Raw genomic sequence first — 24,922 nt, 5'->3', positions numbered from 1 at the left:
CTAGGATCTCCCACCATGAGCTGGATCATCGCCGCGCTCTCGCTGGCCCTCGTGGGGCTGGGAACCCTCGGTTTCCTGGCCGTTCGCGTACTGCGCGCGGCCACCGAACTCGGCCGCGAGATCGACCGTGCGCACGGGAGGCTGGAGCCTGTCCGGGTGCTGTTCGGCGAGAGCGGGGGGACGATACGTGTTCCGAAGGGGTGAGTCTGCCCCCGGGGCAGCGTACGATCGGATGCAGAGACTGCACGTCGTTCGGCGTAAGGATGTGTAATGCCAAACCTCGGACCCACTGAGCTGATCATCATCGGCTTGATCCTGGTGCTGCTTTTCGGTGCCAAGAAGTTGCCGGAAGCCGCCCGCGGGCTCGGCCGGTCGCTGCGCATCTTCAAGTCGGAGACCGCCAAGCTCCGCGATGACGACGAGGCCGACAACGCGACCACCACGGTCGTCCAGGCCCACGCCCAGCCCGCCGCCCCGGCACCGCAGCCGATCCCGGCCGCGACTTCGACGCCGGCCTCCGCGCTGAGCGTCGAGGAGCAGGCCCGCCAGCTCGAGGAGCAGGCGGCCAGGCTGCGGGCCCAGGCTGGAGCGCCCAAGACGCAGTGATCGGCGGTAGCCTGAAGATCTACCCCTGATCAACCGACTCGTCACCCCAGGATTCGTGAATGGCGCTGCTGAAGTGGCCTAAACCGGGCCGGAACGGGGCGGAACCGCCCGCTGACTCTGGCGACGGTCGTATGCCGCTCATGGAGCACCTGCGCGAGCTGCGCAACCGGCTGATCATCGCCATGCTCGGCCTGCTCGCGGGCATCGTGGTTGGTTTCATCTTCTTCGGCCCAATCTGGCAGTTCGTCTCCGCCCCTTACTGCGGGCTCCCCCAGGCGCAGGAGCTGCGGCCCGGGCAGTGCACGATGCTGATCCTCGGCGTCTTCGACTCCTTCTTCGTGAACCTCAAGGTCGCGGCGATGTTCGGCCTCGTCGTCTCCTCACCGATCTGGCTCTGGCAGATCTGGGGTTTCGTCACCCCCGGCCTGTACCGCAACGAGAAGCGCTACTCGATCCTGTTCATCGTGCTGGCCGTCCCGCTGTTCCTCGCGGGCGCGGCTCTGGCCTACTTCGTGATGGACACGGGGCTGTCGATCCTGCTCGGGTTCGCCCCGCCGGGAACGCTGACCGGCATCACGATCGACGAGTACCTCGGCTACGCGCTGATCATGCTCATCGTGTTCGGCATCTCCTTCGAACTGCCGCTGCTCATGGTGTTCCTGAACATCATCGGGGTGCTGCCGCACGCGCTGGTGGCCAAGCACCGCCGTATGGTCATCTTTCTGATGTTCGTCTTCGGAGCGATCGCCACCCCCGGTGGCGACCCGTTCACGATGATCGCGCTCGCCCTGCCGATGGTGCTGCTGTTCGGCCTGGCCGAGGGATTTATGTACCTGCGGGAGAAGAGGCAGCCGAAGGGCGAGGACTTCTCCCACCTCGACGACGACGAGGCCTCCTCACTCGACGACGACGCCGCGCCCTTGGGCGACGTGACACCCATCGGTGATCCGGCTCCTATCGATTCGAGAACGACCGACACCGATCCCAGTAAATAGGGGATAAGTTCCGGTCTGTGCCCGCAGAGATCGCAGTCCTCGTCAATCCCGCCGCCCGTGGCGGCCGTTCACGGGGACTGCTCTCCCCGGTGCTCGACCGGTTGCGGCAGGGCGGTCGCGAGGTCTCGGTGATCCTCGGAGACTCCGCCGCCGACGCCCTGGACCGCGCCTGCACGGCCGTGGCCGAGGAACCGGAGGCGCTGGTGGCCTTCGGCGGTGACGGCCTGGTCCACCTGGCACTCCAGGCGGTCGCGGGCAGCGGCGTGCCGCTGGGCGTCATCCCGGTGGGCACCGGCAACGACATCGCGGGCGCGCTCGGCATCCCGCTGAAGGCGCCCCTGGCCGCCGCCGACACCGTGCTGCGCGGGCGGGTGCGCACCGTCGACGCCGCGAAGGTGGGCGAGGAGGAGTGGTTCGCCGGGGTGGTGGCCTGCGGCTTCGACTCCCGCGTCAACGAGCGGGCCAACCAGATGACCTGGCCGCCAGGCATGGCCAAATACCTGGTCGCCCTCGCCGAGGAACTGCGCTCCTTCCGGTCCATCCCGTTCCGGATCGACCTGGACGGTGAGATCGTCGAGCGGGAGGCCATGCTGGTCGCGGTCGGCAACACCCGCTCGTACGGCGCGGGCATGCGGGTGTGCCCCGATGCCGTGCCCGACGACGGTCTGCTGGACGTGACGATCCTCGGCGCCGTCCCCCGGGGGGAGTTCCTGCGCGCCTTTCCCCGCGTCTACCGGGGCTCGCACGCGAGCCACCCCGCCGTCACCATGCACCGCGCCCGAAGGGTGCGGCTGGAGGCCCCCGGAGTGATCGCCTACGCCGATGGCGAGCGGGTCGGTCCCACCCCGCTGACCTGCGAGGTCGTTCCCGGAGCGCTGGCGGTCCTGGTTTAGGGCGGCGCCGCCCGCGCGATCGGCCGGATCGCCGGGTAAAAAGGGGGACGGACCGGAATCCCGATATCGGTAGGCTGAGAGGTATGACGACCCCAGCGGAACGATACGCTGCCTTCCGTCAGAGCCAGGCTGAGAGTGGGCCGGCGCTGACCTCGTTCCGCGGCCTGTACGACTTCGATCTGGATGACTTCCAGATCGACGCCTGCCGGGCGCTGGAGGCGGGCGACGGGGTCCTCGTGGCGGCTCCCACCGGCTCGGGAAAGACGGTCGTCGGCGAGTTCGCCGTGCACCTGGCCCTGGCGGAGGGCCGCAAGTGCTTCTACACCACCCCGATCAAGGCACTGTCCAACCAGAAGTACAACGACCTGGTCAGGCGGTACGGCGCGACCAAGGTGGGCCTGCTCACCGGTGACAACAGCGTCAACGGCGAGGCTCCCATCGTCGTCATGACGACCGAGGTGCTGCGCAACATGCTCTACGCCGGCTCCGGCACCCTGGCGGGGCTCGGCTTCGTCGTCATGGACGAGGTCCACTACCTCGCCGACCGGTTCCGTGGCGCGGTCTGGGAAGAGGTGATCATCCACCTACCCGAGTCGGTGCGGCTGGTCGCCCTGTCCGCCACGGTCAGCAATGCCGAGGAGTTCGGCGAGTGGATGGGAGAGGTCCGCGGCGACACCAGCGTCATCGTCGACGAGCACCGCCCGGTCCCGCTCTGGCAGCACATGCTCGTCGGCAACCGGATCTACGACCTGTTCGTCACCGGCGACGAGGATCGTCGCCCCCAGATCAATCCCAACCTGCTGCGCATCGCCAGGGACGAGGAGCGTCAGGCGTACGGCAAGGGCCGCCGCGGCTACTCGCGGCCCCGCAGGAGCGGCCCGCCGGACCGGGCCGCGGCCATCGAGCGGCTGGACGCCGACGCCCTGCTGCCCGCGATCACGTTCATCTTCTCCAGGGCCGGTTGCGACGCCGCCGTCATGCAGTGTCTGCACGACGGCATCCGGCTCACCACCGACGCCGAGCGCCACGAGATCCGCCAGATCGTCGACGAGCGCACCGCGCACCTGCCCGACGAGGACCTGGCCGTGCTCGGCTACCTCGAGTGGCGCGACGCCCTGGAGCGGGGCCTGGCCGCCCATCACGCGGGCATGCTCCCGGCCTTCAAGGAGGTCGTCGAGGAGTTGTTCACCCGCGGCCTCGTCAAGGCCGTGTTCGCCACCGAGACCCTCGCGCTGGGCATCAACATGCCCGCCCGCTCCGTGGTGATCGAGAAGCTCGACAAGTGGAACGGCGAGACCCACGCCGACCTCACTCCCGGCGAGTACACCCAGCTCACCGGGCGAGCCGGGCGCCGCGGCATCGACGTGGAGGGCCACGCGGTGGTCCAGTGGCAGCCGGGCACCGACCCCCTCCAGGTCGCCGGCCTGGCCAGTACCCGCACCTACCCGCTGCGTTCCAGCTTCCGCCCCTCGTACAACATGGCGGTCAACCTGGTCGGCCAGGTGGGCAGGGAGCGGGCCAGGACGCTGCTGGAGTCCTCGTTCGCGCAGTTCCAGGCCGACCGGGCCGTGGTGGGCATCGCCAAGCAGGTGCGCCGGGCCGAGGAGGCCCTGGAGGGCTACCGCCAGGCGATGACCTGCCATCTGGGCGACTTCGAGGAGTACGCCGCGATGCGCAGGGCACTGTCCGACAGGGAGGCCGAGCTGTCACGCCAGCGCGGCGCGGCCCGCAGGACGCAGGCGCTGCGCTCGCTGGAGGCGCTCAAGCCCGGCGACATCATCAGGATTCCCGGCGGGCGCCGCGCCGGCCTGGCCGTCGTTCTCGATCCCGGCCTCAACTCCCGGGGCGAGGGCCCGTCCCCGCTGGTGCTGACCATCGGCAAGCAGGTCAAGAAGCTGTCCCCGGCCGACTTCCCCGTCCCGGTCGAACCGGTCGAGCATCTGCGCATCCCGAAGAACTTCAACGCCCGCTCGCCGAAGGAGCGGGCCAACCTGGTCTCCTCGGTACACGCCAAGATCGGCGACCGGGACTTCGGCAAGCCCGTCAGGGCACGCGACCATGCCACCGAGGACGAGGAGATCACCCGCCTGCGCCGGGAGATCCGCCGGCACCCCTGCCACGGGTGTGACGAGCGTGAGGACCACGCCCGCTGGGCCGAGCGCTACCACAAGCTGCTCCGCGAGACCGAGGGGCTGCGCCGCCGGGTCGAGGGCCGCTCCCACGTCATCGCCCGCACCTTCGACAAGGTCTGCGGGGTGCTCGACCAGCTCGGCTACCTCGACGGTGAGAGCGTCACGACCGAGGGCCGCCGCCTGGCCCAGCTCTACACCGAGCTGGACCTGCTGACCGCCGAGTGTCTGCGCGCCGGACTCTGGAACGACCTGGACCCGGCCGAGCTGGCCGCGTGCGTCTCCTCGCTGGTCTTCGAGTCCAGACAGGCCGACGACGCCCGCCAGCCCAGGATTCCCGCGGGCGGCGCGCAGCAGACGCTGGCCGACATGGTCCGTCTCTGGAGTGAGCTGGAGTCGATCGAGAGCGACCACGGCCTGTCGTTCATCAGGGAACCCGACTTCGGCTTCGCCTGGGCGGCCTTTCGCTGGGCCAGGGGCCACACCCTGGACTCCGTGCTCCGAGACGGTGCCGGCGGCGCGGAGCTGGCCGCGGGAGACTTCGTACGCTGGATGAAGCAGCTGCTCGACCTGCTCGGCCAGATCTCCACTGCCGCCCCCGCAGGGAGCAAGGTCAAGCAGAACGCGGGCAAGGCGATGGACGCGCTGCGTCGCGGGGTGGTGGCCTACTCGTCCCTGGCCTGAGCCGGGCCGTGCGGGGGGCGTGCCGGGCACGACCGGTCTCCCGGACGAGGCACGGTCAGGCCAGGCTGAAGCGGACCTCACGGGTGGTCGGGTCGGCGCGCGTCAGCCGCACGCGCACGCTCCTGCCCAGCCCGAGCCCTTCGCCGTCGCAGCGGGCCACCACCGCCGGATCGGTGAGCTGCACCTGGCCCCATGGCCGGTCCTCGGCCACGTCGATCACCACCGCGTCGAACGTCTGGCCCACCCGCTCGCGAAGCACGAAGGCCTCCACCAGATCCACGCACGCCCGCTCGACGCCGTTCACGCGCCGCCCGGTGGCATGCATGATCTCCGGCAGCTCGCCCATGGCCTCCTGGACGTCCTGCGGCACCGGCTCGCCCGCCGCGACGGCCAGGCAGATCTCCGTGGCATAGCGGTCGATGAGTCGGCGCAGCGGCGCGGTCACATGCGCGTACGGCGCGCCCACCGCGGCGTGCTCCGCCTGCGAGGGGGGGTCGCCGTTGAAGGCCACGTAGCCGGCGCCGCGCAGCAGCACCGTCGACTCCTGAAGGAACGCGGCCTGCTCGGGAATCTTCGGGTCGAGGGCGTGCACGACGTCGCCGTACCCCGCCCCCTCCGGCCAGGGCACGCCGAGTGCCGCGGCCACCCTGCGAACCTGGGCGACTCTCTCGGCGGGGGCGGGCGGCAGCACCCGCAGCAGGCCGATCTCGGCGTCCAGCATCATCGAGGCGGCGGCCATGCCCGTCAGCAGCGAGATCTGCGCGTTCCACGCCTCGGCCTCCAGCGGGGCACGCAGCTCCAGCCGGTAGCCGTCCCCGTCCGGAACGACCTCCTGGTCGGGGGTGGGCAGCGTGACGCCGCCTCTGGCCCGCTCCAGTGCGAGCCTGAGCCGGCCGATCTCGGCCAGCAGTCGCAGCGTGCCGTCGGCGGTGCCGGTGTCGATCGCGGCCTGCGCGTAGTCGTAGTCGAGCCGCTCGCGGCTGCGTACCAGCGCCCTGGTCACGTCCGCGCCCACGATCCGGCCCTCCGCGTCGAGGTCGACGCACCACAGCGCGGCGGGCCGGGTCACACCCGGCAGCAGGCTGGCGGCGGCCTCCGACAGCAGCGGCGGGTGCAGCGGCACGCGCCCGTCGGGCATGTAGACCGTCTCGCCCCGGGTGCGGGCCTCGGTGTCGATCGCCCCGCCGGGCCTGACGAACGCCCCGACATCGGCGATGGCATACCAGACGCGGTAGCCGCCGGGCTGCTCCTCCAGGTGCACGGCCTGGTCGAGGTCCATCGCCCCCGGCGGATCGATGGTGATCAGTGGCAGGTCGGTCCGGTCCAGCCGGGGCAGGGTGGGCACCTCGGCGACCCACTCGGCCTCGTCGACCGCCGCCCGGGGGAACCCCTCGGGCAGCTTCATCTCACGGCGGATCCGTTCGAAACCGTCGTCGAGCCGGGGGTGGGACTCTCCGGGGACCCGGATGCTCTTGTGAGGCACAGGGAGCAACCTACCGGCTTACGGCGGCCCCGCCCTACTGAATAGGGCGAAATGGTCAGATCGGACATTCGGTGGATGGGTCAGAGCGTGGAGGTCAGGCGTTCCAGCGGCCCGCCCAGGCCGTAGCACTCGCTCAGCGCCGCCAGGGCGGCCGGGTCGCGGGGCTTGGCCGGGAGCGTGAGATCGGCCTCGGGCAGGGGGGCGTCGCGGGCGACCCGGACCACCTCGGGGGCCACCCGCAGGTAGTCGCGGGCGGCCGACAGCCTGGCACGCTGCCCCGAGGTCAGGTCGCCGTCCCCGTCGACGGCACGTAGCAGTGCCTCCAGGGAGCCGAACCGGGTGATCAGAGCCGCCGCGGTCTTGTCGCCTACCCCCGGCACGCCCGGCAGGCCGTCACTGGGGTCGCCGCGCAGAGTGGCGAAGTCGGCGTAGGAGCGGCCGGGGATGCCGTACTTCTCGGCGACGGCGGCCTCGTCGACCAGCTGGAGGTTCTTGACCCCCCTGGCGGTGTAGAGAACGCGAACCGGCCGGGAGTCGTCGACCAGTTGGAACAGGTCGCGATCACCGGTGACGACGTCGACCTGGCCGCTCGCCCGTGCGGTGAGCGTGCCCATCACGTCGTCGGCCTCGTAGCCGGGCACGCCGATGCGGGTGATGCCCACCGCGTCGAGCACCTGCTCGATCACCGGCACCTGCGGGGCGAGCGTGTCCGGAGTCTCCTCGGCACCGCCCTCGGCGACCCGGTGGGTCTTGTATGTGGGGATGGCCGCCACCCGGAAGGCGGGGCGCCAGTCGGCGTCCATGCAGGCCACGAGCTCGTGGGGAGAGTACCGGCGGACCAGCATGGCGATCATGCCGATGACGCCGCGCACCGCGTTGACGGGCATGCCCCCGGGCGAGGTCATCGACTCGGGAATCCCGTAGAAGGCGCGGTAGTACAGCGACGGGGTGTCAAGAAGCATCAGGCCGGGCATGGCGACCATTTAACCAATCAGCCGAGCACCCCGATGGCCAGAACGCAGGTGTCATCCTCTGGATTGGGGCCGCCGATCACCTCGATGAGCTGATCGAGCCCGTCGTTCGGATCCCCCCTCAGCAGGGCCGCGGCCTCCATGGTCAGCGCCAGGCCCTCGTCGATGTCCCGGGTGCGCCGCTCCACCAGCCCGTCGGTGAAAAGCAGCAGCAGGTCGCCCTCCCGCAACTCGACCCCGGCCAGCTCGTACGGCTCGTCGGGGGTGGCGCCCAGCAGCACTCCGGCGGGCGGGTCGAGCTGGGTGGCGGTCCCCTCGCGGACCAGGATCGGTGCCGGGTGCCCGGCCTGTCCCCAGGTGAACATCCTGGTGGTCGGATCGAGGTGGCCGACGATCGTGGTCGCCGTCGTCTCCGGCATCCGGTGCAGCACGAAGTCGTTGAGCCAGGCCAGCAACCGGTCGGGGGAGTGGCCGGTCATCGCGAGGCCGACCAGGGCGTGCCGCAGCTGGGCCATCTGGGAGATCGCGGGCATCCCGTGCCCGGCCACGTCGCCGATGGCCAGCAGCACCCGGTCGTCGGGCAGGGGAACGGCGTCGTACCAGTCGCCGCCGAGGCTGGGCTTGGCGTCCGCCGCCACATAGCGGACCGCGACACGCGCGTGCGGCAGGTCGATGGTCTCTCCCAGGCCGGGCATTATCGCCTCGCGTAGCGCGAGGCTCATATGGTGTTCCTCCTCGGCCTGTTCGCGAACCCGGAGCAGCTTGCTCCGCGACTCGGACATGATGCGCTCGGCGCGGCGTCGGCAGGTGATGTCCTGGACGACACCGTGCACGGCGGCGTGACCGCCGGTCACGACGGGGTCGAGCACAGCGCGAAGGTGGCGGAGCTCGCCGTGGCGGCGGATGCGGAACTCGACCTCCCCGGGCTCGGCCCGGTGCATGACGGACCACAGGCGCAGGTCGAGGTCGGGGCGATCGGTCGCCTCGACGTGGCCGGTCAGATCGCGCAGGTGAATCGGGCCGTCGCCGGGATCCCGGCCGAATATGGTGTACACCTGATCGGACCAGGTGGACTCTCCGGTCTGAAGATTCCACTCGGTCCAGCCCATATCGCCCAGGCGTTCCGCGTGCGCCAGGCGGGTGTTGAGGAGTTGCCGCTCCACGGCCATGTGCTCGTCCGGTTCGTCTCGCAACCGCTGCGCGATCTCGGCGGTGATCGACGGAGCCGGATCGGTCACCTGGTCGTTTCGTGGGGGGAGGGGGGGCTGGTGGCCGCCCACTACGCCGACCATGTAGCTCGCTCTCGAAATGTATAGCTTTGCGGGCATTTTGCCAACAAAATGTGATCGTACTTCAACGGATTGTAGTGGTGGGGACGTCGTCGTACCTTCCTTTCCCTGAGTTTCGGTCCCGGGGCCGCTCCCGGATGCATCGCCGCTTCGCCCCGGATTAGATTGGTCGGTGTGACGACAGACTCCTCTGATCTCTATCCTGTGACCCGCCTGGAGGCTGCCCGCGAGGCCGCCGCCGCCGCCGGGCTCGACGCGCTACTGCTCACGCCAGGCCCGGACCTGCGTTATGTGACCGGTTATGAGGCGCTGCCGCTGGAGCGGCTCACCTGCCTGGTGCTCCCGGTCGTGGGTGAGGCGTTCCTGATGGTGCCCCGCCTGGAGTTGCCCGCTGCCGAGCACTCTCCGGCGTCCAGACTCGGCGTGGAGTTCGTCCCCTGGGACGAGACCGACGACCCTTACGCGGTCGTCGGCGGGCGTTTGGGCGCGGTTGGAAAGGTGGGCCTCGCCGACCGGATGTGGGCGATGCAGTCGCTGCGCCTGCGCGATGCGGTCCCCGGAGCCGAGCAGGTGCTCGCCGGGACGGTCCTGCGCGGACTACGGATGCGCAAGAGCCCGGCCGAGGTGGCGGCGCTGCGCGAGGCGGGCGCCGCGATCGACGCCGTCCACGCTCAGGTGCCCGGCTTCCTGCGGGCCGGCCGGACCGAGCGGGAGATCGGCAGGGACATCGCCGAGGCGATCATCGCGGCCGGGCACTCCACCGTCGACTTCGTCATCGTCGGTTCCGGTCCCAACGGCGCCAGCCCGCACCACGAGCTGTCGGACCGGATCGTCTCCGAGCGCGAGCCGATCGTGGTCGACATCGGGGGGCAGATGCCCGACGGCTACTGCTCGGACTCCACCCGTGTCTACGCCATCGGCGAGCCTCCGGAGGGCTTCCTGAAGTACTACGAGGTGCTCAGGCACGCCCAGCAGGCGGCCTGCGACGCGGTGCGTCCCGGGGTGCCGTGCGAGGCGATCGACGCCGCCGCGCGAGACGTGATCGCGGCCGAGGGGTACGGCGACTACTTCATTCACCGCACCGGCCACGGCATCGGCCTGGAGACCCACGAGGAGCCCTACATCGTCGCGGGCAACGCCGAGCCGATGGCGCCCGGTTTCGCCTTCTCCGTCGAGCCGGGCATCTACCTGCCCGGGGCACATGGCGCCCGCATCGAGGACATTCTCATCTGCACGGAGGAGGGCGGCGAGCGGGTCAACCACCGCACCCGCGAGCTGGTGGTCGTCTGACGGGTGCTCCGGCAGGCTCCCCGCCGGCCCCGTCCGGCCGCGCCGTGACGATCGCGCCCCGGGGCGCGATCGCGGTCGTCCGGCGGGTGCCAGAATCGGGGTGGCCGGCGACCCCGGCCACCCACCTTCGTCGTTCGCGCCAGGACCTGGAGCACGCGGACGCGATCCCTCCCTCCGAGCCCAGGGGGCGGGGTCTTCACGTTGGAAGGATTCAGATGACCGTTGAGCGCGTTCTGCCGACCGGTGACGCCCACGACCTGCTGGACCTGGTCCGCGACCTGATCGGCAAGGAGGTCGCCCCCCGGGCCGCGGCCGACGAGTCCGCCGAGCGCTTCCCCAGGGAGGTGTTCACCACGCTGGGCCGCGCGGGGCTGCTCGGCCTGCCCTACTCCGAGGAGTACGGCGGGGCGGCACAGCCGTACGAGGTCTACCTGCAGGTGATCGAGGAGCTCGCGGCCGGCTGGCTGGCGGTGGGGCTCGGCCTGTCGGTTCACACCCTCTCGTGTTTCCCGGTGGCCGCCTACGGCACCGCCGAGCAGCGCGCCGATCTGCTTCCCCGGATGCTGGGCGGTGAACGGCTGGGTGCCTACTGCCTGTCGGAGCCGCAGTCGGGGTCCGACGCCGCCGCGCTGGCCACCCGGGCGGTTTCCGGTGAGGACGGTTACACGGTCGACGGGGTCAAGGCCTGGATCACCCACGGCGGCGCCGCCGACTTCTACACGCTGATGGCCCGCACCTCGGCCGACGGCGCGCGCGGCATCTCCTGCTTCCACGTGCCCGCGGAGACGGAGGGGCTGTCGTTCGGCGCGCCCGAGCGGAAGATGGGGATGAGGTCGTCACCGACCGCCCAGGTCCGCTTCGACGGGGTGCGGCTGGGGCCGGAGGCGCTGCTGGGCGCCGAGGGGGAGGGCTTCAGGATCGCCATGGCCGCCCTGGACGGCGGCAGGCTCGGTATCGCCGCCTGCGCCGTCGGCGTGGCGCAGGCCGCCTTCGAGACCGCCACCGCGTACGCCGCCGAGCGCCGCCAGTTCGGCTCGCGGATCGTCGACTTCCAGGGCGTCGGCTTCATGCTCGCCGATATGGCCACCCAGATCGCCGCCGCCCGTGCCCTCTACCTGGACGTCGCCCGGCTGCGCGACGCGGGCCGGCCCTACGGCACGCGGGCGGCGATGGCGAAGCTCTTCGCCACCGACATGTGCATGAAGGTCACCACCGACGCGGTCCAGGTCCTCGGCGGCTACGGCTATGTGGAGGACTTCCCGGTCGAGCGTCACATGCGGGAGGCCAAGGTCCTGCAGATCGTCGAGGGCACCAACCAGGTCCAGCGCCTTGTCATCTCCCGCGCCCTGGCCAGGAGCGACCGGGCATGACCTCCCGGTCGGCCGGGGTGTCAGGCGGTGTCACGGCGCACTCCTCAGTTGTCAGGGATTCCCTGACAACTGGTATGCGCGTTTCACCCTTCTGAGGCGCCTCGCTGCCAACACCCCGACAGCAGGCGATCGTCGTTACCGAGACACGCTCCTAGAGCCCGTATGTCTCCAGCAGCCGCAGCCAGATCTCGCTGACCGTGGGGAAGGACGGCACGGCGTGCCAGAGTCGGTCGAGGGTCACCTCGGCGGTGACGGCGATCGTCGCGGCGTGCAGCAGCTCGCCCACGGCCGGGCCGACGAAGGTCACCCCCAGCAGGACGCGGCGCCGCTCGTCCACCACCGCCTTGGCCATGCCGCGGTAGCCGTCGCCCTGCAGGTAGGCTCCCGACACCCGGCCCAGGTCGTACTCGACCACGCGGACGTCGAACCCGTCGGCGCGGGCCTGGGCCTCGGTCCGGCCGACCGCGCACACCTGCGGGTCGGTGAAGACGACCTGCGGCGCGCCGTACCCGTCCGCCACGTCGCGCAGTCCCGGCAGGTCGTCGGGCTCACCCTTGGCTCGCGCCGCGATGACGTCGCCGCACAGTCGTGCCTGGTACTTGCCCATATGGGTGAGCAGAGCGCGGCCGTTGACGTCGCCCACCGCGTACAGCCAGCCGGCGGGGACGCCGGTCGCGCGCATGCTGTCGTCGACCTGCACCGAGCGCCCGGCCTCCAGGCCGGCAGTCTCCAGGCCCAGGTCGCCGGTCGCGGGACGCCTGCCGGTGGCCACCAGCAGCTCGTCCGCCTCGACGGGCGGGCCCTCGGACAGGTGGAGCGTGACCGGTCCTCCCGGTCTGGGCCGCTCGACCTTCGTCACCTGGACGCCCTCGCGCACCGTGATGCCCGCCTCGGCGAACGAGGCGGCCACCAGTTCCCCGGCGAACGGCTCCATCCTGCCGAGCAGACCGCCGCGCGCCAGCACCGTCGTCTCTCTCGCGCCGAGTCCGTGCATGGCCTGGGCCATCTCGCAGGCCACCACGCCGCCGCCCAGCACGGCCAGCCGCTCGGGGACGCTCCTGGCCGCCGTCACCTCATGGCTGGTCCACGGCCTGGCCTCGGCCAGGCCGTGGATCGGCGGGACGAGCGCGTCGCTGCCGGTGGCCAGCACGACCGCGTGCCTGGCGGTCAGCGTGCGGATCGAGCCGTCCTCCGTGCTCACCGCGATCCGTCCTGGGCCGTCCAGCCGCCCGTGACCGCGTACGAACTCCACGGGCACGCTCCTGATCCACTCGACCTGGCCGCTGTCGTCCAGGTGGGACACCGCCTCGTCGCGCCGGGCGAGCACGGCGGCGGTGTCGATCGGGCCCAGCGTCAGGCCCGGTACCCGGGCGACCTCGGCAGCCAGCTCCACCGGGCGCAGCAGTGCCTTGCTGGGGATGCACGCCCAGTACGAGCACTCGCCACCGGCCAGGCGCCTCTCGACGATCGCGGCGGTCAGCCCTCCCCTGACCGCGCGATCGGCGACGTTCTCGCCCGCGGGGCCCGCGCCCACAACCACCACGTCGAACTCGTCCACCACGAACTACCTCCCAGACCGAGCCGGTCGTCGATTTCGCGTCATCCCCGTGGCGCGGCCGTACCAGCTTCGCATTCCCGGCCTGTGGGAAGCCACGAGGGAGAGCCCGGCGGGTCCCGATCCCCCGCGGCGGGGCTGACGTCGGGCCGGTCGGCCTCGTAGCGGCCCAGCCATCCACCCACGTCGAGCTTCAGGACGGCGTCGCCCGGGTTCAGGCCGGCAAACGGCTCGTCTTCCAGGCCGGTCGGTTCGGTGCCCCGAACAGTTGGCGAGTAAAAGGTGTCGCCCTGCGCGGCATCGAGGAACAGCCGGTCGGGGTCGGTGAGGGACTGCTGAGAGGATGACGACAACTCACCCCAGGTCAGCGCACCCGCCCTCGCGGTTTCAGCGCCACCGACGGCAGGGCGGGAGCGGGCAGCCGGTCACCGTCGTAGCCGTGCACCTCGCCGAAACGGGACCCCTCCGCCCATGCCTGCCGGGCTTCTGCGATCTCCTCATGCGACCGCCCGACGAAGTTCCACCACATGACGATCCGTTCCTCGAACGGCTCACCGCCGATGAGCAGCAGCCGACAGGCCTCCTCGGCGCGCAGCGTCAGCTCCGAGCGCCCGCTGCCCAGGTAGAGCAGCGGCCCGGGGGCCAGGTCGGTCCCGCCGGCCCGTACGGCGCCCGACAGGGCCAGTACGGCGTACTCGAAACCGGGACGGAGCGGAAGCGAGATCACCGCGCCCGCCTCCAGTGCCACCTCGGCCCCGACCAGCGGGGTGTGGGTCGTCGCCGGTGAGGTGAGGCCGTCCAGCTCGCCCATGATGACGGTCACCCTGACGCCCGGCGAGGTCAGCTCGGGCAGTACCGGGTGGTGTTCGAAGGCCGGAGCCGTCTCGCGGGCGGCGGAGGGGAGCGCCACCCACAGCTGGACCCCGTGCAGGGCGGCCTCGGCGGGCGACTCCTCGGAGTGGGAGATGGCATGCCCGGCGGTCATCAGGTTGAGCTGACCGGGCCGGACCAGTTGCTCGCTGCCCACGCTGTCGCGGTGCAGGATCTCGCCCTCCAGCAGCCAGCTGACGGTCTGCAGCCCGGTGTGCGGGTGCGGGGGGACGCTCATCGTCGCCTTCTCCGGGCCGTAGTGGTCGACGAAGCACCAGGCGCCGACCATTCTGATGTTCCGGTTCGGCAGGGTTCTGGTGACCCTCATCGCCCGCGGGCCGCCCAGCACCACGTCCCTGCCGGCCAGAACCTCGGTCACCGGCTCCGCAGCGACGTCCGCGAGGCCACCGCACGCCGACTCCCGCGAATCCGTTTCCAGGTTGCTCATCTCGCGACTTTACGTTCTGATCCGGCCGTCACGGGAACCGGGTTTGAGGTTGCCCGTGGTTGGGACCGTGCCGTGACATCCGGGCGGTGCGTGTGCTCTCCGGTGCCGTTACCGTTTACGGGATGGAGGAGATCGACCGCTGTATCGTCGCGTTGCTGGCCCGAGATGGCCGGATGAGCTTCACCGATCTCGCCAGGGAGACCGGGTTGTCGGTGTCGGCGGTGCACCAGCGGGTGCGCAGGCTGGAGAAGCGCGGGGTGCTGCGGGGTTACGCGGCGCTGGTCGACTACGACGCCATCGGGCTGTCGCTCACCGCGTTCGTGTCCATCAAGCCGATCGATCCGGCCGCCGCCGACGACGCCCCGGAGCGGCTGGCCCACCTGAGCGCCGTCGAGGCGTGCCACAGCGTGGCCGGGGACGAGAGCTACATCCTCAAGGTCCGGGTGGCCTCGCCGATCGCGCTTGAGGAACTGCTGAACCAGATCCGCACCGCCGCCAACGTCTCCACCCGCACCACCGTGGTGCTCAGCACGCCGTACGAGCACCGTCCCCCGGAGCCGGCCGGTACGGAGGCCGGTAAGCCCGACGAGCGCGCCTGAGCCCCGTGGGCGCAGGCTACTAAATACCGATTTGCCGTGTGTGGGGTATTTGATCCAAGCTGAACGGGTGCCTGCTAGGAAGATCATTATTGACTGTGACCCGGGGATCGACGACGCCCTGGCACTCGCCCTCGCTCATGGGAGCCCCGACCTGGAGGTCCTGGGGATCACCACGGTCGGCGGCAACGTCGACCTGTCCAGGACCACGGACAACGCACTGCGGCTCCGCGAGTTCCTGGGGTTCGGCGACGTGCCGGTCACCGCGGGCAGCGCGGGCGCCCTGCTGCGCGCCCGGGTGGACGCGGCCGATGTGCACGGCGGCTCCGGTCTCGGGGACGCGCTGCTGCCTCCGGCGACGCTCCCGCCGGCCGCCGGGCACGCCGTCGACTTCATCATCGAGACGCTCAGGGCCGACCCGGGCGAGGTGACCCTGGTCGCCATCGGCCCGCTGACCAACGTGGCGCTCGCGGTGCTCAGGGAGCCGAGGATCGTTGACTGGGCCCGGGGGCTCACCATCCTCGGCGGGTCGTACACCCGGGGCAACTTCTCCCCGGCGGCCGAGTTCAACATCGCCGCCGACCCGGAGGCCGCCGCGATCGTCTTCGGCGCGGGCTGGACGGTGACCATGATCGGCCTTGACGTGAGCCGTGCCGCCATGGCCACGGAGGCGGTGGCGGCCCGAATGGCGGCCATGGGCAGGCTCGGCGCTGACCTGCTCATCCCGTGCGTGCGGTTCTACGGCATGATCACCGCCGACGGCGGGCCCGCGATCCACGACGCCTGCGCGGTCGCCCACCTGATCGACCCGTCGCTGATCACCCTGGAACCCGCGGTCGTCGACGTCGAGACGGCGGGCCGCTTCACCTCGGGGATGACCGTGACCGACTTCAACCTCCGGGGCCGCGCCCCCAACGCCCTGGTCGGCACCTCGCTCGACGTCGGCCGCTTCTGGGACCTTCTGCTGGCCGTCTACGCGCGGGTCGCGGAGTCGATCGAAGGCGAGGAGAAACGCGTCGGGCTTTGACCGGGAGACCTCCGGCGGGACGCCCGGTCCGGGGAGAGGCCGGACCGGGCGTCCCGGGCTACGGCGACACGGCGTCCACGAGGGGATCGCCGGTCACATCGGCCGGTCGGCGCGTCAGACGCGCTGCCACAGGGCCGGTACGTTCGGCGGCTCCCATCCGGCGTAGGCCGTGTGCCCCTGGAGGCAGCGGTAGGTCACGCCGCCGTAGGTGACCTGGTCGCCGGCCTTGTAGTTCGTTCCGGCCTTCCACGTCCCGCCCGGCGGGGGGCTCGTGGTCGGCGTCGGGCTGGGCGACGGGGTGCCGACGATGTTGAGCACGAAGTCGAACGTCGCCTCCCTGCCGGAGCCGACCGTGCGCACGGTCATGACCAGTGACGGGTCGAAGATCGTGTCGGTGTTGTTGCGCGGTTCGTTCGGGAAGTAGAGCTGGGTGGTGAGCACCGGCCGGTTCGGAGCCTGGACCTTGACGTGGATGTGCCGGGTGCGTCCGGGATACAGGCCCGGAACGATCGTGGTCAGCGTGAACGCGCCCTGGGCGTCGCTGAACTGGTGCCCGCGGAAGCCGAATCCGCTGTTGTCGTAGGCGCCGTTGGTGTCCGCCTGCCAGAAGTCCAGCAGCGCGTTGGCGATCGGCTGGCACGAGCGGCCGAACACGTAGCCGCTGACGGTCAGCGGGACGCCCGGTGTGCCGGGCCCGGCCAGTGAGGTGCGCAGTGGCGAGTTGGGCTTGAAGTAGGGGCCCTCCGTCTGGGCGATCGTCGGGGCGTCGCCGTCGTCGCAGAAGGGAGTGGGGTCGAGCAGCCCGCCCGTCCGCTGCGTGTCGCGGGCCAGCACGGGGGCCTGGCCGACCAGCAGCGGGATCGGGGCGATGAGAGCGGCCTTCAGCAGGGTCTTGCGGCTGATGCCCCCGCTCTCGTTGCCGGTATTCTGGTCGTGGGTGTTCTCGGCGTCCACAATGGCCTCCTTGGCCTCTGGGGGGACGTGCCTGGACGCGACCTGTCGAACGCGTACGGCGCCGGGACGGCCGGTCGAAACCGGCGCCGTACGACACCGCCGCGGGGAACCGGCGGGACCTGGCAGCCTGGACGTGCACAAGGCTGACATTGGACGTGGGGCCGCAATACCCTCCATGTTTCTATAACTTTGCGATATGGCTACCGTGGTGATGACCATGCAGGTGAGGGCCGCCCGAACACGGCTTTAGCCACGTCATATCAAATATTTATGACACGAATAGAATGACATGACCGGAGAAATTCCGGCAGGGTGATTCACCTCGCGGATATCTCCGTTTTACCGCGTGGGGACGGGGCGCCTCCGCGTGAAGCCCGGGTGGCGACGGTTGTCTACAGCGTTCGACGCTGGGCAGGTACTTCCTGTGGACACTGGCGAAAGGAGCCGGCTGTGCCTGACAACGATGTACTGATCATCCGATTCCACCCGGTGGGGGGTGAGGACGTCTCCGTGACGAGCGGGGATTTCGACGGGGAGTCCGCGGCGGTGGAGGCGATCTCCCGTGCTCTGGACGAGCGGCGCAGCCTGGTGCTGACCCAGGTGAGATACGGCTTCGAGACCGAGATGATCGGCATGGTCGTCAACCTGGCCAACGTGGTGTCGGTGCGGGTGTCGAAGACGGACGGAGCCGAAGCCGGCCAGTACCTGTAACGGCTGGTCAGGGGAGAGGCGACCGCGCTGCACGCGGGGACGACGGGCTTCCCGGCCACCTTCTCCCGTGACCGCACCGTTCCCGGCCCTTTCACCGAGCTCCGCACCTGAATGCGACGCCGGGGAAAGGACCGATTCCCGGGGGCGGGTGAACCGGGCGCGTCTCAGGTCAGGGCGTGGAAGTGGGTCCGCAGGCGGGCCTTGGCCTCCTCGGTGGCACCGAGGGCCTCCAGTCCCAGAAGGGCGGCCCCCATGATGGGGGCGACGTCGGCGACGATCGGCTTGGCCTGCGGGGCCCGCTCGGCGAAGCCCCGCTCAAGCAGCTCGCTCATCAGCGGATCGCGGGCAGTGAGCACGCCGCCGCCCAGGACCACCTCCATCGGCACGGCGAGCAGGTCCAGGCGGCGCAGCGCGACCACCGCGAGCACGACGACCTCCTCGGCCATCCGCGCCACCAGCGAGCGGGCCACCCCGTCACCCCGGGCAGCGACGGCCATCAGCACCGGTACCAGCTCGTTCAGCCTGCCGTAGGGCAGCTCGCCGAAGTGGATGGCCAGGGACACCTCCTCGACGGTGCGGGTGCCGAAGTGCGCACGGATCGCGGAGGTCAGCGCGCTGGCGGGACCCCGGCCGTCCTCGGCGCGTACGGCGTGCCAGAGCGCCTCCTCGCCGAGGCCGAGGCCACCGCCCCAGTCGCCGGTGAGCCGCCCCAGGGCCGGGTATCTCGCCACCTGTCCCGAGGGGGAGACCGCCACCGCGTTGATGCCGGCGCCGCACACCACGGCCACGCCCGCGGGGCCCGAGGCCCCGGCGCGCAGCAGCGCGAAGGTGTCGTTGCCGACGGTCGCCTCCGTGCCGTACCCCCGCCGGAGGATCTCCGCGCGGAGCGCGTCCTCCTCCACCGGCAGGTCCGCACCCGCCACGTAGGCGGCCACGTGGTCGGCGTACGGCGTGGTCGCCCCCTCGCCGAGCGCGGAGCGCACGGCGTCGCCGATCACGTCGATCGCGGCCCCCACCCCGGCGGTCTGCGGCTGGAAGGCGCCGCCGCGCCCGGTGGCGATGACCGAGCCGTCCTCGCGGACCAGCGCGACGTCGGTCTTGCTGTTGCCGCCGTCGACGGCCAGGACCGTCCTCACGCGTTCGCCCAGGACAGGTGCCCGCGGTTGGCCTCGATCAGGCGCCGGGCCAGGTCTTTCGAGAGTGCGGCCTGCCCGATCAGCGGGTGGGCCAGCAGCGCGTCGGCGACGCGGTCCTCGCCGCCGTGCAGCGCGGCCGCGAGTGCCAGCGTCTCGTACGCCGTGACGTGGGCGATGAGCCCGGCGAAGAGCGGCTCCACCGGGTCCACCGGCAGCGCGGTCGCGCCCGCCGCGGTGATCGTGGCCGGGACCTCGATGACCGCCTCGTCGGGCAGGAACGGCAGTGTGCCGTCGTTGCGCAGGTTGACCACCTGGGTGTCGCCGCGGTCGCCGACCAGCGAGGCGATCAACGCCACCGCGGCCTCCGAGTAGAAGGCCCCGCCGCGCTTCTCCAGGAGTTCCGGCTTGGTGTCCACGGCCGGATCGGTGTACATCTCCAGCAGCGCCGTCTCCATCGCCGAGACCTCGGCCGCGCGCGACGGCCTGGTCCGCTGCTCGGCCACCACCAGGTCGTGCTCGTAGAAGTAGCGCAGGTAGTAGGAGGGGACCACGCCCAGGCGCCGGATCAGCGCGGCGCTCAGGCCGACGTCCTCGGCGATCTCCTCAGCGTGGCTCTCCAGCAGTCGCGGCAGCACGTCGACTCCGTCCAGGTGAACGGCCCGCTCCCAGGTGAGGTGGTTCAGGCCGACATGGCCGAGGGAGATCCGCTCGGGGGTGACGCCCAGGTTCGCGGCGAAGCGGCGCTGGAAGCCGATGGCCACGTTGCACAGGCCGATGGCCCGGTGCCCGGCCTCCAGCAGCGCCCTGGTGACGATGCCGACCGGGTTGGTGAAGTCGACGATCCAGGCGTCGGGCGCGTGTTCTCTGATCTTCTCTGCGATGTCCAGTACCACCGGCACCGTGCGCAGCGCCTTGGCCAGCCCGCCCGCCCCGGTCGTCTCCTGGCCGACGCAGCCGCACTCCAGCGGCAGCGTCTCGTCCACGTTGCGCGCCGCCTGGCCGCCGACGCGCAGCTGCAGCAGGACCGCGTGCGCCCCGGCGACGCCCTCCTCGACCGAGGTGGTCGCGAGGACCGTGGCCGGGTGCCCGGCCCGCGCCAGCATCCGGCGCGCCATCCCCGCCACCGGCTCCAGCCGGTGGACGTCCGGGTCGACCAGCGCGATCTCGGTCAGTGGAAGCTCGTCGCGTAGCCGCGCGAACCCGTCGATCAGCTCCGGCGTGTACGTCGAGCCGCCCCCGACAACGGCGAGTTTCACCCTTTTACTCCTGTCAGCGTGACGCCCTCGATGAAGACCTTCTGGGCGAAGAAGAACACGATGATCACCGGGGCCATGACGAGCAGGGTCGCCGCCATGGTGAGGTTCCACTGCACGCTGTGCAGTGCCCGGAAGGACGCCAGCCCGAGGGAGAGCGTCCAGTTCGCCTCGTTCGTATGGGCGTAGAGCAGCGGACCGTAGTAATCGTTCCAGCAGTAGAAGAACTGGAACAGACCCACCGCCGCGATCGCCGGACGCGCCATCGGCAGGATCACCCTGACGAGCGTCCGGAAGTCCGAGCAGCCGTCGACCTTGGCGGCCTCGGTGTACTCCCTGGGAATGCTGACCAGGAACTGCCGCAGCAGGAAGATGGAGAAGGCGTCGCCGAACAGCATCGGCAGGATCAGCGGCCACAGCGTGCCGGTGAGGTCCAGGCGCGCCCAGATGAGATAGACGGGCACCGCGACGACCTGCGGCGGCAGCATCATCATCGTGATGACCGCGAGGAAGGCCAGCTTGCGTCCCCGGAAGCGGAAGCGGGCCATCGCGTAGGCCACCGGGATCGACGACAGCAGCATGAAGGCGGTGCCGAGCCCGGCGTACAGGAACGTGTTGCCCAGCCAGGACAGCAGCTGCGACCTGGCGAACACGTCGGCGAAGTTGGACCAGTTCCAGGTGCGGGGCCACAGGTCGCCGGTGAGCGCCTGGTCGTTGCTCATGACGGCCGTCAGCGCCACGAACACCAGCGGGCCGACGAACATCAGCGACAGCGCGACGGCGAGGGCGTGGGTGGCGATCCAGTACAGGATCGCGCGGCCGCGCGGGACGCGCGCGGCGGGGCGCGGCCCGCGGGAGGCGACCCCGGCGGGCTGCGCGGCCGCGGCCGAGGTGGTGAGGGTGGTCACCGGTCCCCTCCTTCGTCGAACGCGCGGAACCTGCGGAGCAGGATGAGGGTGAAGACCGTGGAGAACGCGAACAGCAGCAGGGCCAGCACGCAGGCGTACCCCATGCTGAAGTCGCGGAAGCCCACGTGGAACAGCCACTGGGCCAGCGTCAGCGTCGACAGCTCGGGGTAGCCGGGCACGAAGCTGCTGCCGGGGGAGTCGGTGACCCCGGCCGCGACCCGGGAGGCGATCATCGCCTGGGTGAAGTACTGCAGGGCGTAGATGACGCCGGTGACCGTCGAGAACATCAGCACCGGCGAGATCGTCGGCAGCGTGATGCTCCTGAACTGCCGCCACGCGCCCGCCCCGTCGATGGCCGCGGCCTCGTACAGGTGCTTGGGCACGTCCAGCAGAGCCGCGAGGAAGATCATCATGGTGTTGCCGATGCCCCACATGGCCAGCATCGTCAGGCTGGGCTTGGACCAGTCCTTGTCGCCGAACCAGTCGGGCGCGGCGATCCCGAAGAGCTCGATGAACTGGTTGAGCGGCCCCGAGGGGTTCAGCAGGAACACGAAGGAGACCGTGCCGGCCACCACCGGGATCAGCGATGGCAGGTAGAACACCGTGCGGAAGAAGCCGACGCCCGACTTGAGCCGGGTGAGCAGCCACGCCACGCCCAGCCCGAAGAGCACCTGCGCGGGGACCATGAGGACCACCAGCCACAGCGTGTTCTTGATGGAGGCCCAGGCCCGGTCGTCCACCAGGAAGTAGCGGTAGTTGTCCAGGCCGATGAACTCCAGCGTGAACAGGTCGTAACGGTAGAAGGAGAAGTAGACCGTCGCCGCGAGGGGGTAGGCGAAGAACACCGCGAACCCCACCAGCCAGGGCGACATCCAAAGGAGGGCCTTGAGGCCCTCGCCGCGCCGCCACCTGGGCGGCGCGGCGTGGACGGTGCTCATCGAGGATCAGCCCCCGGACAGCTTCATCTTGTCGTCGAGGCGCTTGTCGACCTTGGCCAGTTCGGCGTCGAGGTCGCCGACCGCCCCCTTCTCCCACCGGCCGAGGAACTCCTGCACCGCGTCCTGGTTGAAGGTGCTGTTGACGTTCGCCGGGACCGTGCTCGTCTTCGGATGGGCGAAGATGTCGAGGAAGGTCTGGAAGTTCGGGTCCTTGTCCAGGTCGGGCGACTCCAGTGAGGCCTTGGTGGTCGGCACGTTGCGCAACGCGTTGGAGAGCGTGACCAGCGCCGAGGTGTCGGTGGTCAGATACTTGACCAGTTCCCAGGCCGCCTGCGGGTTCTTGGCCCCCTTGGGCACACCGATCACGGTGCCCGCGGTGAAGCCGCTGCCGTACAGGTCGGGCTTGGTGTCGGAGACCGGGAGCGGTGCGGTGCCGTAGTCGAGGTTCTTGGCCTCACCGGCGATCATGGCGTTACGCCACTCGCCGTCCAGGACCATGGCGACCTTGCCCTTGTAGAACGGGTGGTCGGCCGACCACTCCTGGCCCAGGCTCTTGCGGAACTTCTCCAGCTTGTCGTAGCCGTACCAGTCGACAAGGTCCTTCTGCCAGCGCAGCAGTTCCCGCCACGCCGGATCGGAGCCGATCGCCGAGGTGCCGTCCGGCTTGTACCAGGTGGCGCCGACCATCGGGGCGAGGTGCGAGGCGGAGTTCTCGTAGTACTGGAAACTCGGGATGAACCCGGCGACCTCGATGTTGCCCTCCGCGTCCCGGACCGTGAGTTTCTTGGTCAGCTCGGTCAGCTCCGAGAGCGTCTTGGGCGGCTCGGAGCCCTTCATCAGCGCTCTGTTGTAGTAGAGCCCGTACGCGTCGGCGAGCAGGGGCATCACGCACCGCCTGCCCTCGTACTCGGTGTAGGAACGCGAGACCTCGGGCAGCACGGACAGGTCGATGCCGTCCTGCTTGATCACCGGGGTGAGATCCTGGAACGTTCCGCTGCGGCACCACTGGGCCACGTTGTCCGTGGTGAAGGAGGAGGCGATGTCAGGGGCCTTCCCGCCGCGCACCGCCTGGGTGATCTGCGCGTCCTGGACACCCTTGACCAGTTTGACGGTTATTTGGGGAAATTTCGTACGAAATCCGGCTATGGCATCTTCGAACGCCTTGACCTCGCCGGGCGCGGAGAATCCGTGCCACAGCTCGATGGCCGAGGCCGGCAGGGCGGCGGAGGCCGAGCCTGAGGGGTTGGGGCGCGAGCCGAGCGCGGGTGCGCCCTCCGTGCCCGCGGTGCAGGCGGTCAGCGCGGCGGCCGTCAGGGTGGCCAGGGTGAGGGTGAGAAAGCGTCGGTGCACGACGGCTGCCTCCTGGGGGTGGGGGGTACACGGGCGGGTCAAGAGGGGACTGTGGAGCCGAAGACCTGGTCGCGTGCGGTCGTGAGCGCCAGATCCAGCGCGCCGGCGAGGACGGGATTGCCCTCGACGGTTGACAGCAGCAGCGGTGGCCGGGGAATGGTCAGCGCGTGGAGTTCGTGCTCGACGAGCTCGCGCAGGGTGTCACCGCCCGCGAGCAGGGTCCCGCCGGTCAGCACGATGATCTCGGGGTCGATGACCGAGGTGATCGAGGCCAGCCCGACCGCCAGCCGGGAGGCGATGTCGCGCAGCCCGGCACGGGCGTCGTCGGCGCGCCTGCCGGTGGACGCGGCGGCACGCACCGCGTTCAGCACCGCCTGTGCGGGGGCGCCGCCGCGCACGCCGTACGACCGGAGGATCTTGAGCACCGCGGGGCCGCCGGTCAGTGCCTGGTAGCCGTGGTTGGCGTAGCGGCCGGTCTCCCTGGCGGTCGGCGCGCCGGGGGTGGGCATGTAGCCGATCTCGCCGGCGCCGCCGGTGGCGCCCCGGTGCAGCCGGCCACCGAGGACCAGCGCCGCGCCCAGGCCCTCGTCGGCCCAGAGCAGCACGAAGTCCCGGTGGCCCCGGCCCACGCCGTGCGCCTGCTCGGCCTGGGCGACGAGGTTGACGTTGTTCTCTATCGCGACCGGTATGCCCAGGCCGTCGCCGAGGGTGCGGACCAGGTCGGGGATGTGCCAGCCGGGCATGTCCCTGCTGGTGGCGTAGGCCAGCCTGCCGGTGCCCGGGTCGATCGTGCCCTGCACGCCGATGACCAGGCACCGCGGCGTCCCCGGGGCATCCGCGCCCTCCAGTGCGGCGGCGACCCGCTCCACCGCGTCGCCGCCGGAGCGGCCGGGAGTGGGCAGGTGGTGCTCGCCGACCACGGCGCCGGTGATGTCGGCGACCCTGACGTCGATGCCCGCGCGCGTGACGTCCATCGCGGCGGCGTACGCGGCGGCCGGGTTGAGCCGGTAGACCTCGGCGGTGCGACCGGGCAGTCCCTCGCGGATGCCGTTGAGCACGACCAGGCCCGCCTCCTGCAGGCGGATGAGCAACTGCGAGGCGGTGGGCTTGGACAGGCCGGTGAGGGCGCCGATCTCCGGGCGGGTCAGCGGGCCGCGCTCCAGCAGTGCCTGCAGGGCGGCGCGGTCGTTGATCGCGCGCAGCAGGCTCGGGGTGCCCGGCGTCGGCTGCTTCACTGGCCCTCCGCGTGCGTCCTCGCATTCACGATGAAGCGAAGTTAGGAAACTTTCCTAACTCCGAGTGAATGTAAGGAACCCGGCAGATCCTCGTCAAGCGGGCAGGAGGCGTCGCAATGAAGCTGTGATGGCTCAGGGGCGGGTAAACTTCTCAACGGACCTGCTAGGGTGATGGTTTGTCATAACAACTAGCGCAATGGTCCGGAGTATCCCATTACTAGCAACGATAAT

General features: G+C 70.6%; 22 protein-coding genes. 10 read left to right on the top strand and 12 right to left on the bottom strand.

The window, feature by feature from the left end; all coding sequences use genetic code 11:
* Positions 1 to 15: 15 nt before the first annotated feature.
* The 5 genes from IG98_RS0102045 (at position 16) to IG98_RS0102025 (ending at position 5,307) form a co-directional block, all read left to right on the top strand.
* Positions 16 to 204 (top strand): hypothetical protein, encoded by a 189-nt coding sequence (locus IG98_RS0102045; protein ID WP_030904535.1) that lies wholly within the window; start codon positions 16 to 18, stop codon positions 202 to 204.
* A 66-nt stretch (positions 205 to 270) separates the two neighbouring features.
* A complete protein-coding gene (gene tatA, locus IG98_RS0102040) occupies positions 271 to 606 on the top strand; it encodes a Sec-independent protein translocase subunit TatA (protein ID WP_030904533.1) in 336 nt (111 codons plus the stop codon).
* A 140-nt stretch (positions 607 to 746) separates the two neighbouring features.
* Entirely contained in the window at positions 747 to 1,601 is an 855-nt protein-coding gene (tatC, locus tag IG98_RS0102035) for a twin-arginine translocase subunit TatC (protein WP_245651373.1), read from the top strand.
* 17 nt (positions 1,602 to 1,618) lie between these two features.
* On the top strand, positions 1,619 to 2,494 hold the full coding sequence (locus IG98_RS0102030; RefSeq protein WP_030904529.1) for a diacylglycerol/lipid kinase family protein: 876 nt from the start codon (positions 1,619 to 1,621) through the stop codon (positions 2,492 to 2,494).
* Between the two features lie 83 nt (positions 2,495 to 2,577).
* Complete coding sequence (locus IG98_RS0102025) at positions 2,578 to 5,307, top strand: DEAD/DEAH box helicase (protein ID WP_030904527.1); 2,730 nt, start codon at positions 2,578 to 2,580, stop codon at positions 5,305 to 5,307.
* Positions 5,308 to 5,362: 55 nt separating this feature from the next.
* Here the strand turns inward: IG98_RS0102025 and IG98_RS0102020 are convergent, their stop codons facing one another.
* From IG98_RS0102020 to IG98_RS0102010, 3 genes are all read right to left on the bottom strand, one after another.
* Positions 5,363 to 6,790, bottom strand: coding sequence for an RNB domain-containing ribonuclease (locus tag IG98_RS0102020; protein ID WP_030904525.1), 1,428 nt, complete (start codon positions 6,788 to 6,790; stop codon positions 5,363 to 5,365).
* 80 nt (positions 6,791 to 6,870) lie between these two features.
* Entirely contained in the window at positions 6,871 to 7,764 is an 894-nt protein-coding gene (locus IG98_RS0102015; protein WP_030904523.1) for a 5'-3' exonuclease, read from the bottom strand.
* A 17-nt stretch (positions 7,765 to 7,781) separates the two neighbouring features.
* The gene (locus tag IG98_RS0102010) at positions 7,782 to 8,999 is read right to left on the bottom strand and encodes a PP2C family protein-serine/threonine phosphatase (RefSeq protein ID WP_245651372.1); all 1,218 of its coding nucleotides are present in this window, start codon (positions 8,997 to 8,999) and stop codon (positions 7,782 to 7,784) included.
* A 225-nt stretch (positions 9,000 to 9,224) separates the two neighbouring features.
* On the opposite strand from IG98_RS0102010, the gene IG98_RS0102005 reads away from it, so the two are divergent.
* On the top strand, positions 9,225 to 10,340 hold the full coding sequence (locus IG98_RS0102005) for a M24 family metallopeptidase (RefSeq protein ID WP_051751428.1): 1,116 nt from the start codon (positions 9,225 to 9,227) through the stop codon (positions 10,338 to 10,340).
* A gap of 215 nt (positions 10,341 to 10,555) precedes the next feature.
* Complete coding sequence (locus IG98_RS0102000; RefSeq protein WP_030904517.1) at positions 10,556 to 11,710, top strand: acyl-CoA dehydrogenase family protein; 1,155 nt, start codon at positions 10,556 to 10,558, stop codon at positions 11,708 to 11,710.
* Positions 11,711 to 11,861: 151 nt separating this feature from the next.
* On the opposite strand, the gene IG98_RS0101995 is transcribed toward IG98_RS0102000, so the two are convergent.
* Together IG98_RS0101995 and IG98_RS0101985 are read right to left on the bottom strand one after the other, a co-directional pair.
* Positions 11,862 to 13,268 carry a dihydrolipoyl dehydrogenase family protein gene (locus IG98_RS0101995; RefSeq protein WP_245651371.1) on the bottom strand — a complete coding sequence of 469 codons (1,407 nt, stop codon included), beginning with the start codon at positions 13,266 to 13,268 and terminating at the stop codon, positions 11,862 to 11,864.
* A 361-nt stretch (positions 13,269 to 13,629) separates the two neighbouring features.
* Complete coding sequence (locus tag IG98_RS0101985; protein WP_030904511.1) at positions 13,630 to 14,583, bottom strand: pirin family protein; 954 nt, start codon at positions 14,581 to 14,583, stop codon at positions 13,630 to 13,632.
* A gap of 122 nt (positions 14,584 to 14,705) precedes the next feature.
* On the opposite strand from IG98_RS0101985, the gene IG98_RS0101980 reads away from it, so the two are divergent.
* Together IG98_RS0101980 and IG98_RS0101975 are read left to right on the top strand one after the other, a co-directional pair.
* Complete coding sequence (locus tag IG98_RS0101980; protein ID WP_030904509.1) at positions 14,706 to 15,182, top strand: Lrp/AsnC family transcriptional regulator; 477 nt, start codon at positions 14,706 to 14,708, stop codon at positions 15,180 to 15,182.
* Positions 15,183 to 15,249: 67 nt separating this feature from the next.
* A complete protein-coding gene (locus IG98_RS0101975; RefSeq protein WP_030904507.1) occupies positions 15,250 to 16,206 on the top strand; it encodes a nucleoside hydrolase in 957 nt (318 codons plus the stop codon).
* Positions 16,207 to 16,320: 114 nt separating this feature from the next.
* Here IG98_RS0101975 and IG98_RS0101970 read toward each other — a convergent pair whose 3' ends face one another.
* Positions 16,321 to 17,160: a dioxygenase family protein gene (locus tag IG98_RS0101970; RefSeq protein WP_030904506.1), complete on the bottom strand. Its 840-nt coding sequence runs from the start codon at positions 17,158 to 17,160 to the stop codon at positions 16,321 to 16,323.
* A gap of 450 nt (positions 17,161 to 17,610) precedes the next feature.
* On the opposite strand from IG98_RS0101970, the gene IG98_RS0101965 reads away from it, so the two are divergent.
* The gene (locus IG98_RS0101965; RefSeq protein ID WP_030904504.1) at positions 17,611 to 17,871 is read left to right on the top strand and encodes a hypothetical protein; all 261 of its coding nucleotides are present in this window, start codon (positions 17,611 to 17,613) and stop codon (positions 17,869 to 17,871) included.
* A 164-nt stretch (positions 17,872 to 18,035) separates the two neighbouring features.
* Here the strand turns inward: IG98_RS0101965 and IG98_RS0101960 are convergent, their stop codons facing one another.
* The 6 genes from IG98_RS0101960 to IG98_RS0101935 are packed head-to-tail and all read right to left on the bottom strand — an operon-like array spanning position 18,036 to position 24,691.
* The gene (locus IG98_RS0101960) at positions 18,036 to 19,007 is read right to left on the bottom strand and encodes an N-acetylglucosamine kinase (RefSeq protein ID WP_030904502.1); all 972 of its coding nucleotides are present in this window, start codon (positions 19,005 to 19,007) and stop codon (positions 18,036 to 18,038) included.
* Positions 19,004 to 20,263 carry a 6-phospho-beta-glucosidase gene (locus IG98_RS0101955; RefSeq protein WP_030904500.1) on the bottom strand — a complete coding sequence of 420 codons (1,260 nt, stop codon included), beginning with the start codon at positions 20,261 to 20,263 and terminating at the stop codon, positions 19,004 to 19,006. Before IG98_RS0101955 ends, IG98_RS0101960 begins: the two co-directional genes overlap by 4 nt.
* Positions 20,260 to 21,168 (bottom strand): carbohydrate ABC transporter permease, encoded by a 909-nt coding sequence (locus tag IG98_RS0101950; protein ID WP_030904497.1) that lies wholly within the window; start codon positions 21,166 to 21,168, stop codon positions 20,260 to 20,262. The genes IG98_RS0101955 and IG98_RS0101950 overlap by 4 nt, the downstream gene beginning before the upstream one ends.
* The gene (locus IG98_RS0101945) at positions 21,165 to 22,106 is read right to left on the bottom strand and encodes a carbohydrate ABC transporter permease (RefSeq protein ID WP_030904495.1); all 942 of its coding nucleotides are present in this window, start codon (positions 22,104 to 22,106) and stop codon (positions 21,165 to 21,167) included. The genes IG98_RS0101950 and IG98_RS0101945 overlap by 4 nt, the downstream gene beginning before the upstream one ends.
* 6 nt (positions 22,107 to 22,112) lie before the next feature.
* Positions 22,113 to 23,456, bottom strand: coding sequence for an extracellular solute-binding protein (locus IG98_RS0101940; RefSeq protein ID WP_030904493.1), 1,344 nt, complete (start codon positions 23,454 to 23,456; stop codon positions 22,113 to 22,115).
* Positions 23,457 to 23,494: 38 nt separating this feature from the next.
* On the bottom strand, positions 23,495 to 24,691 hold the full coding sequence (locus IG98_RS0101935) for an ROK family transcriptional regulator (RefSeq protein WP_030904491.1): 1,197 nt from the start codon (positions 24,689 to 24,691) through the stop codon (positions 23,495 to 23,497).
* Positions 24,692 to 24,922: the final 231 nt, after the last annotated feature.

This window comes from Streptosporangium amethystogenes, from assembly GCF_000721075.1.
Taxonomy (GTDB): Bacteria; Actinomycetota; Actinomycetes; order Streptosporangiales; family Streptosporangiaceae; genus Streptosporangium; species Streptosporangium amethystogenes.
The sequence above is the reverse complement of the archived record's forward strand: the minus strand, read 5'-3'. Positions and strand labels throughout refer to the sequence as shown.

Excerpts from the sequence above, each read along its gene's own strand:
- IG98_RS0102045 (WP_030904535.1), top strand. The coding sequence starts at position 16 with ATGAGCTGGATCATCGCCGCGCTCTCGCTGGCCCTCGTGGGGCTGGGA.
- tatA (WP_030904533.1), top strand. The coding sequence starts at position 271 with ATGCCAAACCTCGGACCCACTGAGCTGATCATCATCGGCTTGATCCTG.
- tatC (WP_245651373.1), top strand. The coding sequence starts at position 747 with ATGGAGCACCTGCGCGAGCTGCGCAACCGGCTGATCATCGCCATGCTC.
- IG98_RS0102025 (WP_030904527.1), top strand. The coding sequence starts at position 2,578 with ATGACGACCCCAGCGGAACGATACGCTGCCTTCCGTCAGAGCCAGGCT.
- IG98_RS0102015 (WP_030904523.1), bottom strand. The coding sequence starts at position 7,764 with ATGCCCGGCCTGATGCTTCTTGACACCCCGTCGCTGTACTACCGCGCC.
- IG98_RS0102000 (WP_030904517.1), top strand. The coding sequence starts at position 10,556 with ATGACCGTTGAGCGCGTTCTGCCGACCGGTGACGCCCACGACCTGCTG.
- IG98_RS0101985 (WP_030904511.1), bottom strand. The coding sequence starts at position 14,583 with ATGAGCAACCTGGAAACGGATTCGCGGGAGTCGGCGTGCGGTGGCCTC.
- IG98_RS0101980 (WP_030904509.1), top strand. The coding sequence starts at position 14,706 with ATGGAGGAGATCGACCGCTGTATCGTCGCGTTGCTGGCCCGAGATGGC.
- IG98_RS0101945 (WP_030904495.1), bottom strand. The coding sequence starts at position 22,106 with ATGAGCACCGTCCACGCCGCGCCGCCCAGGTGGCGGCGCGGCGAGGGC.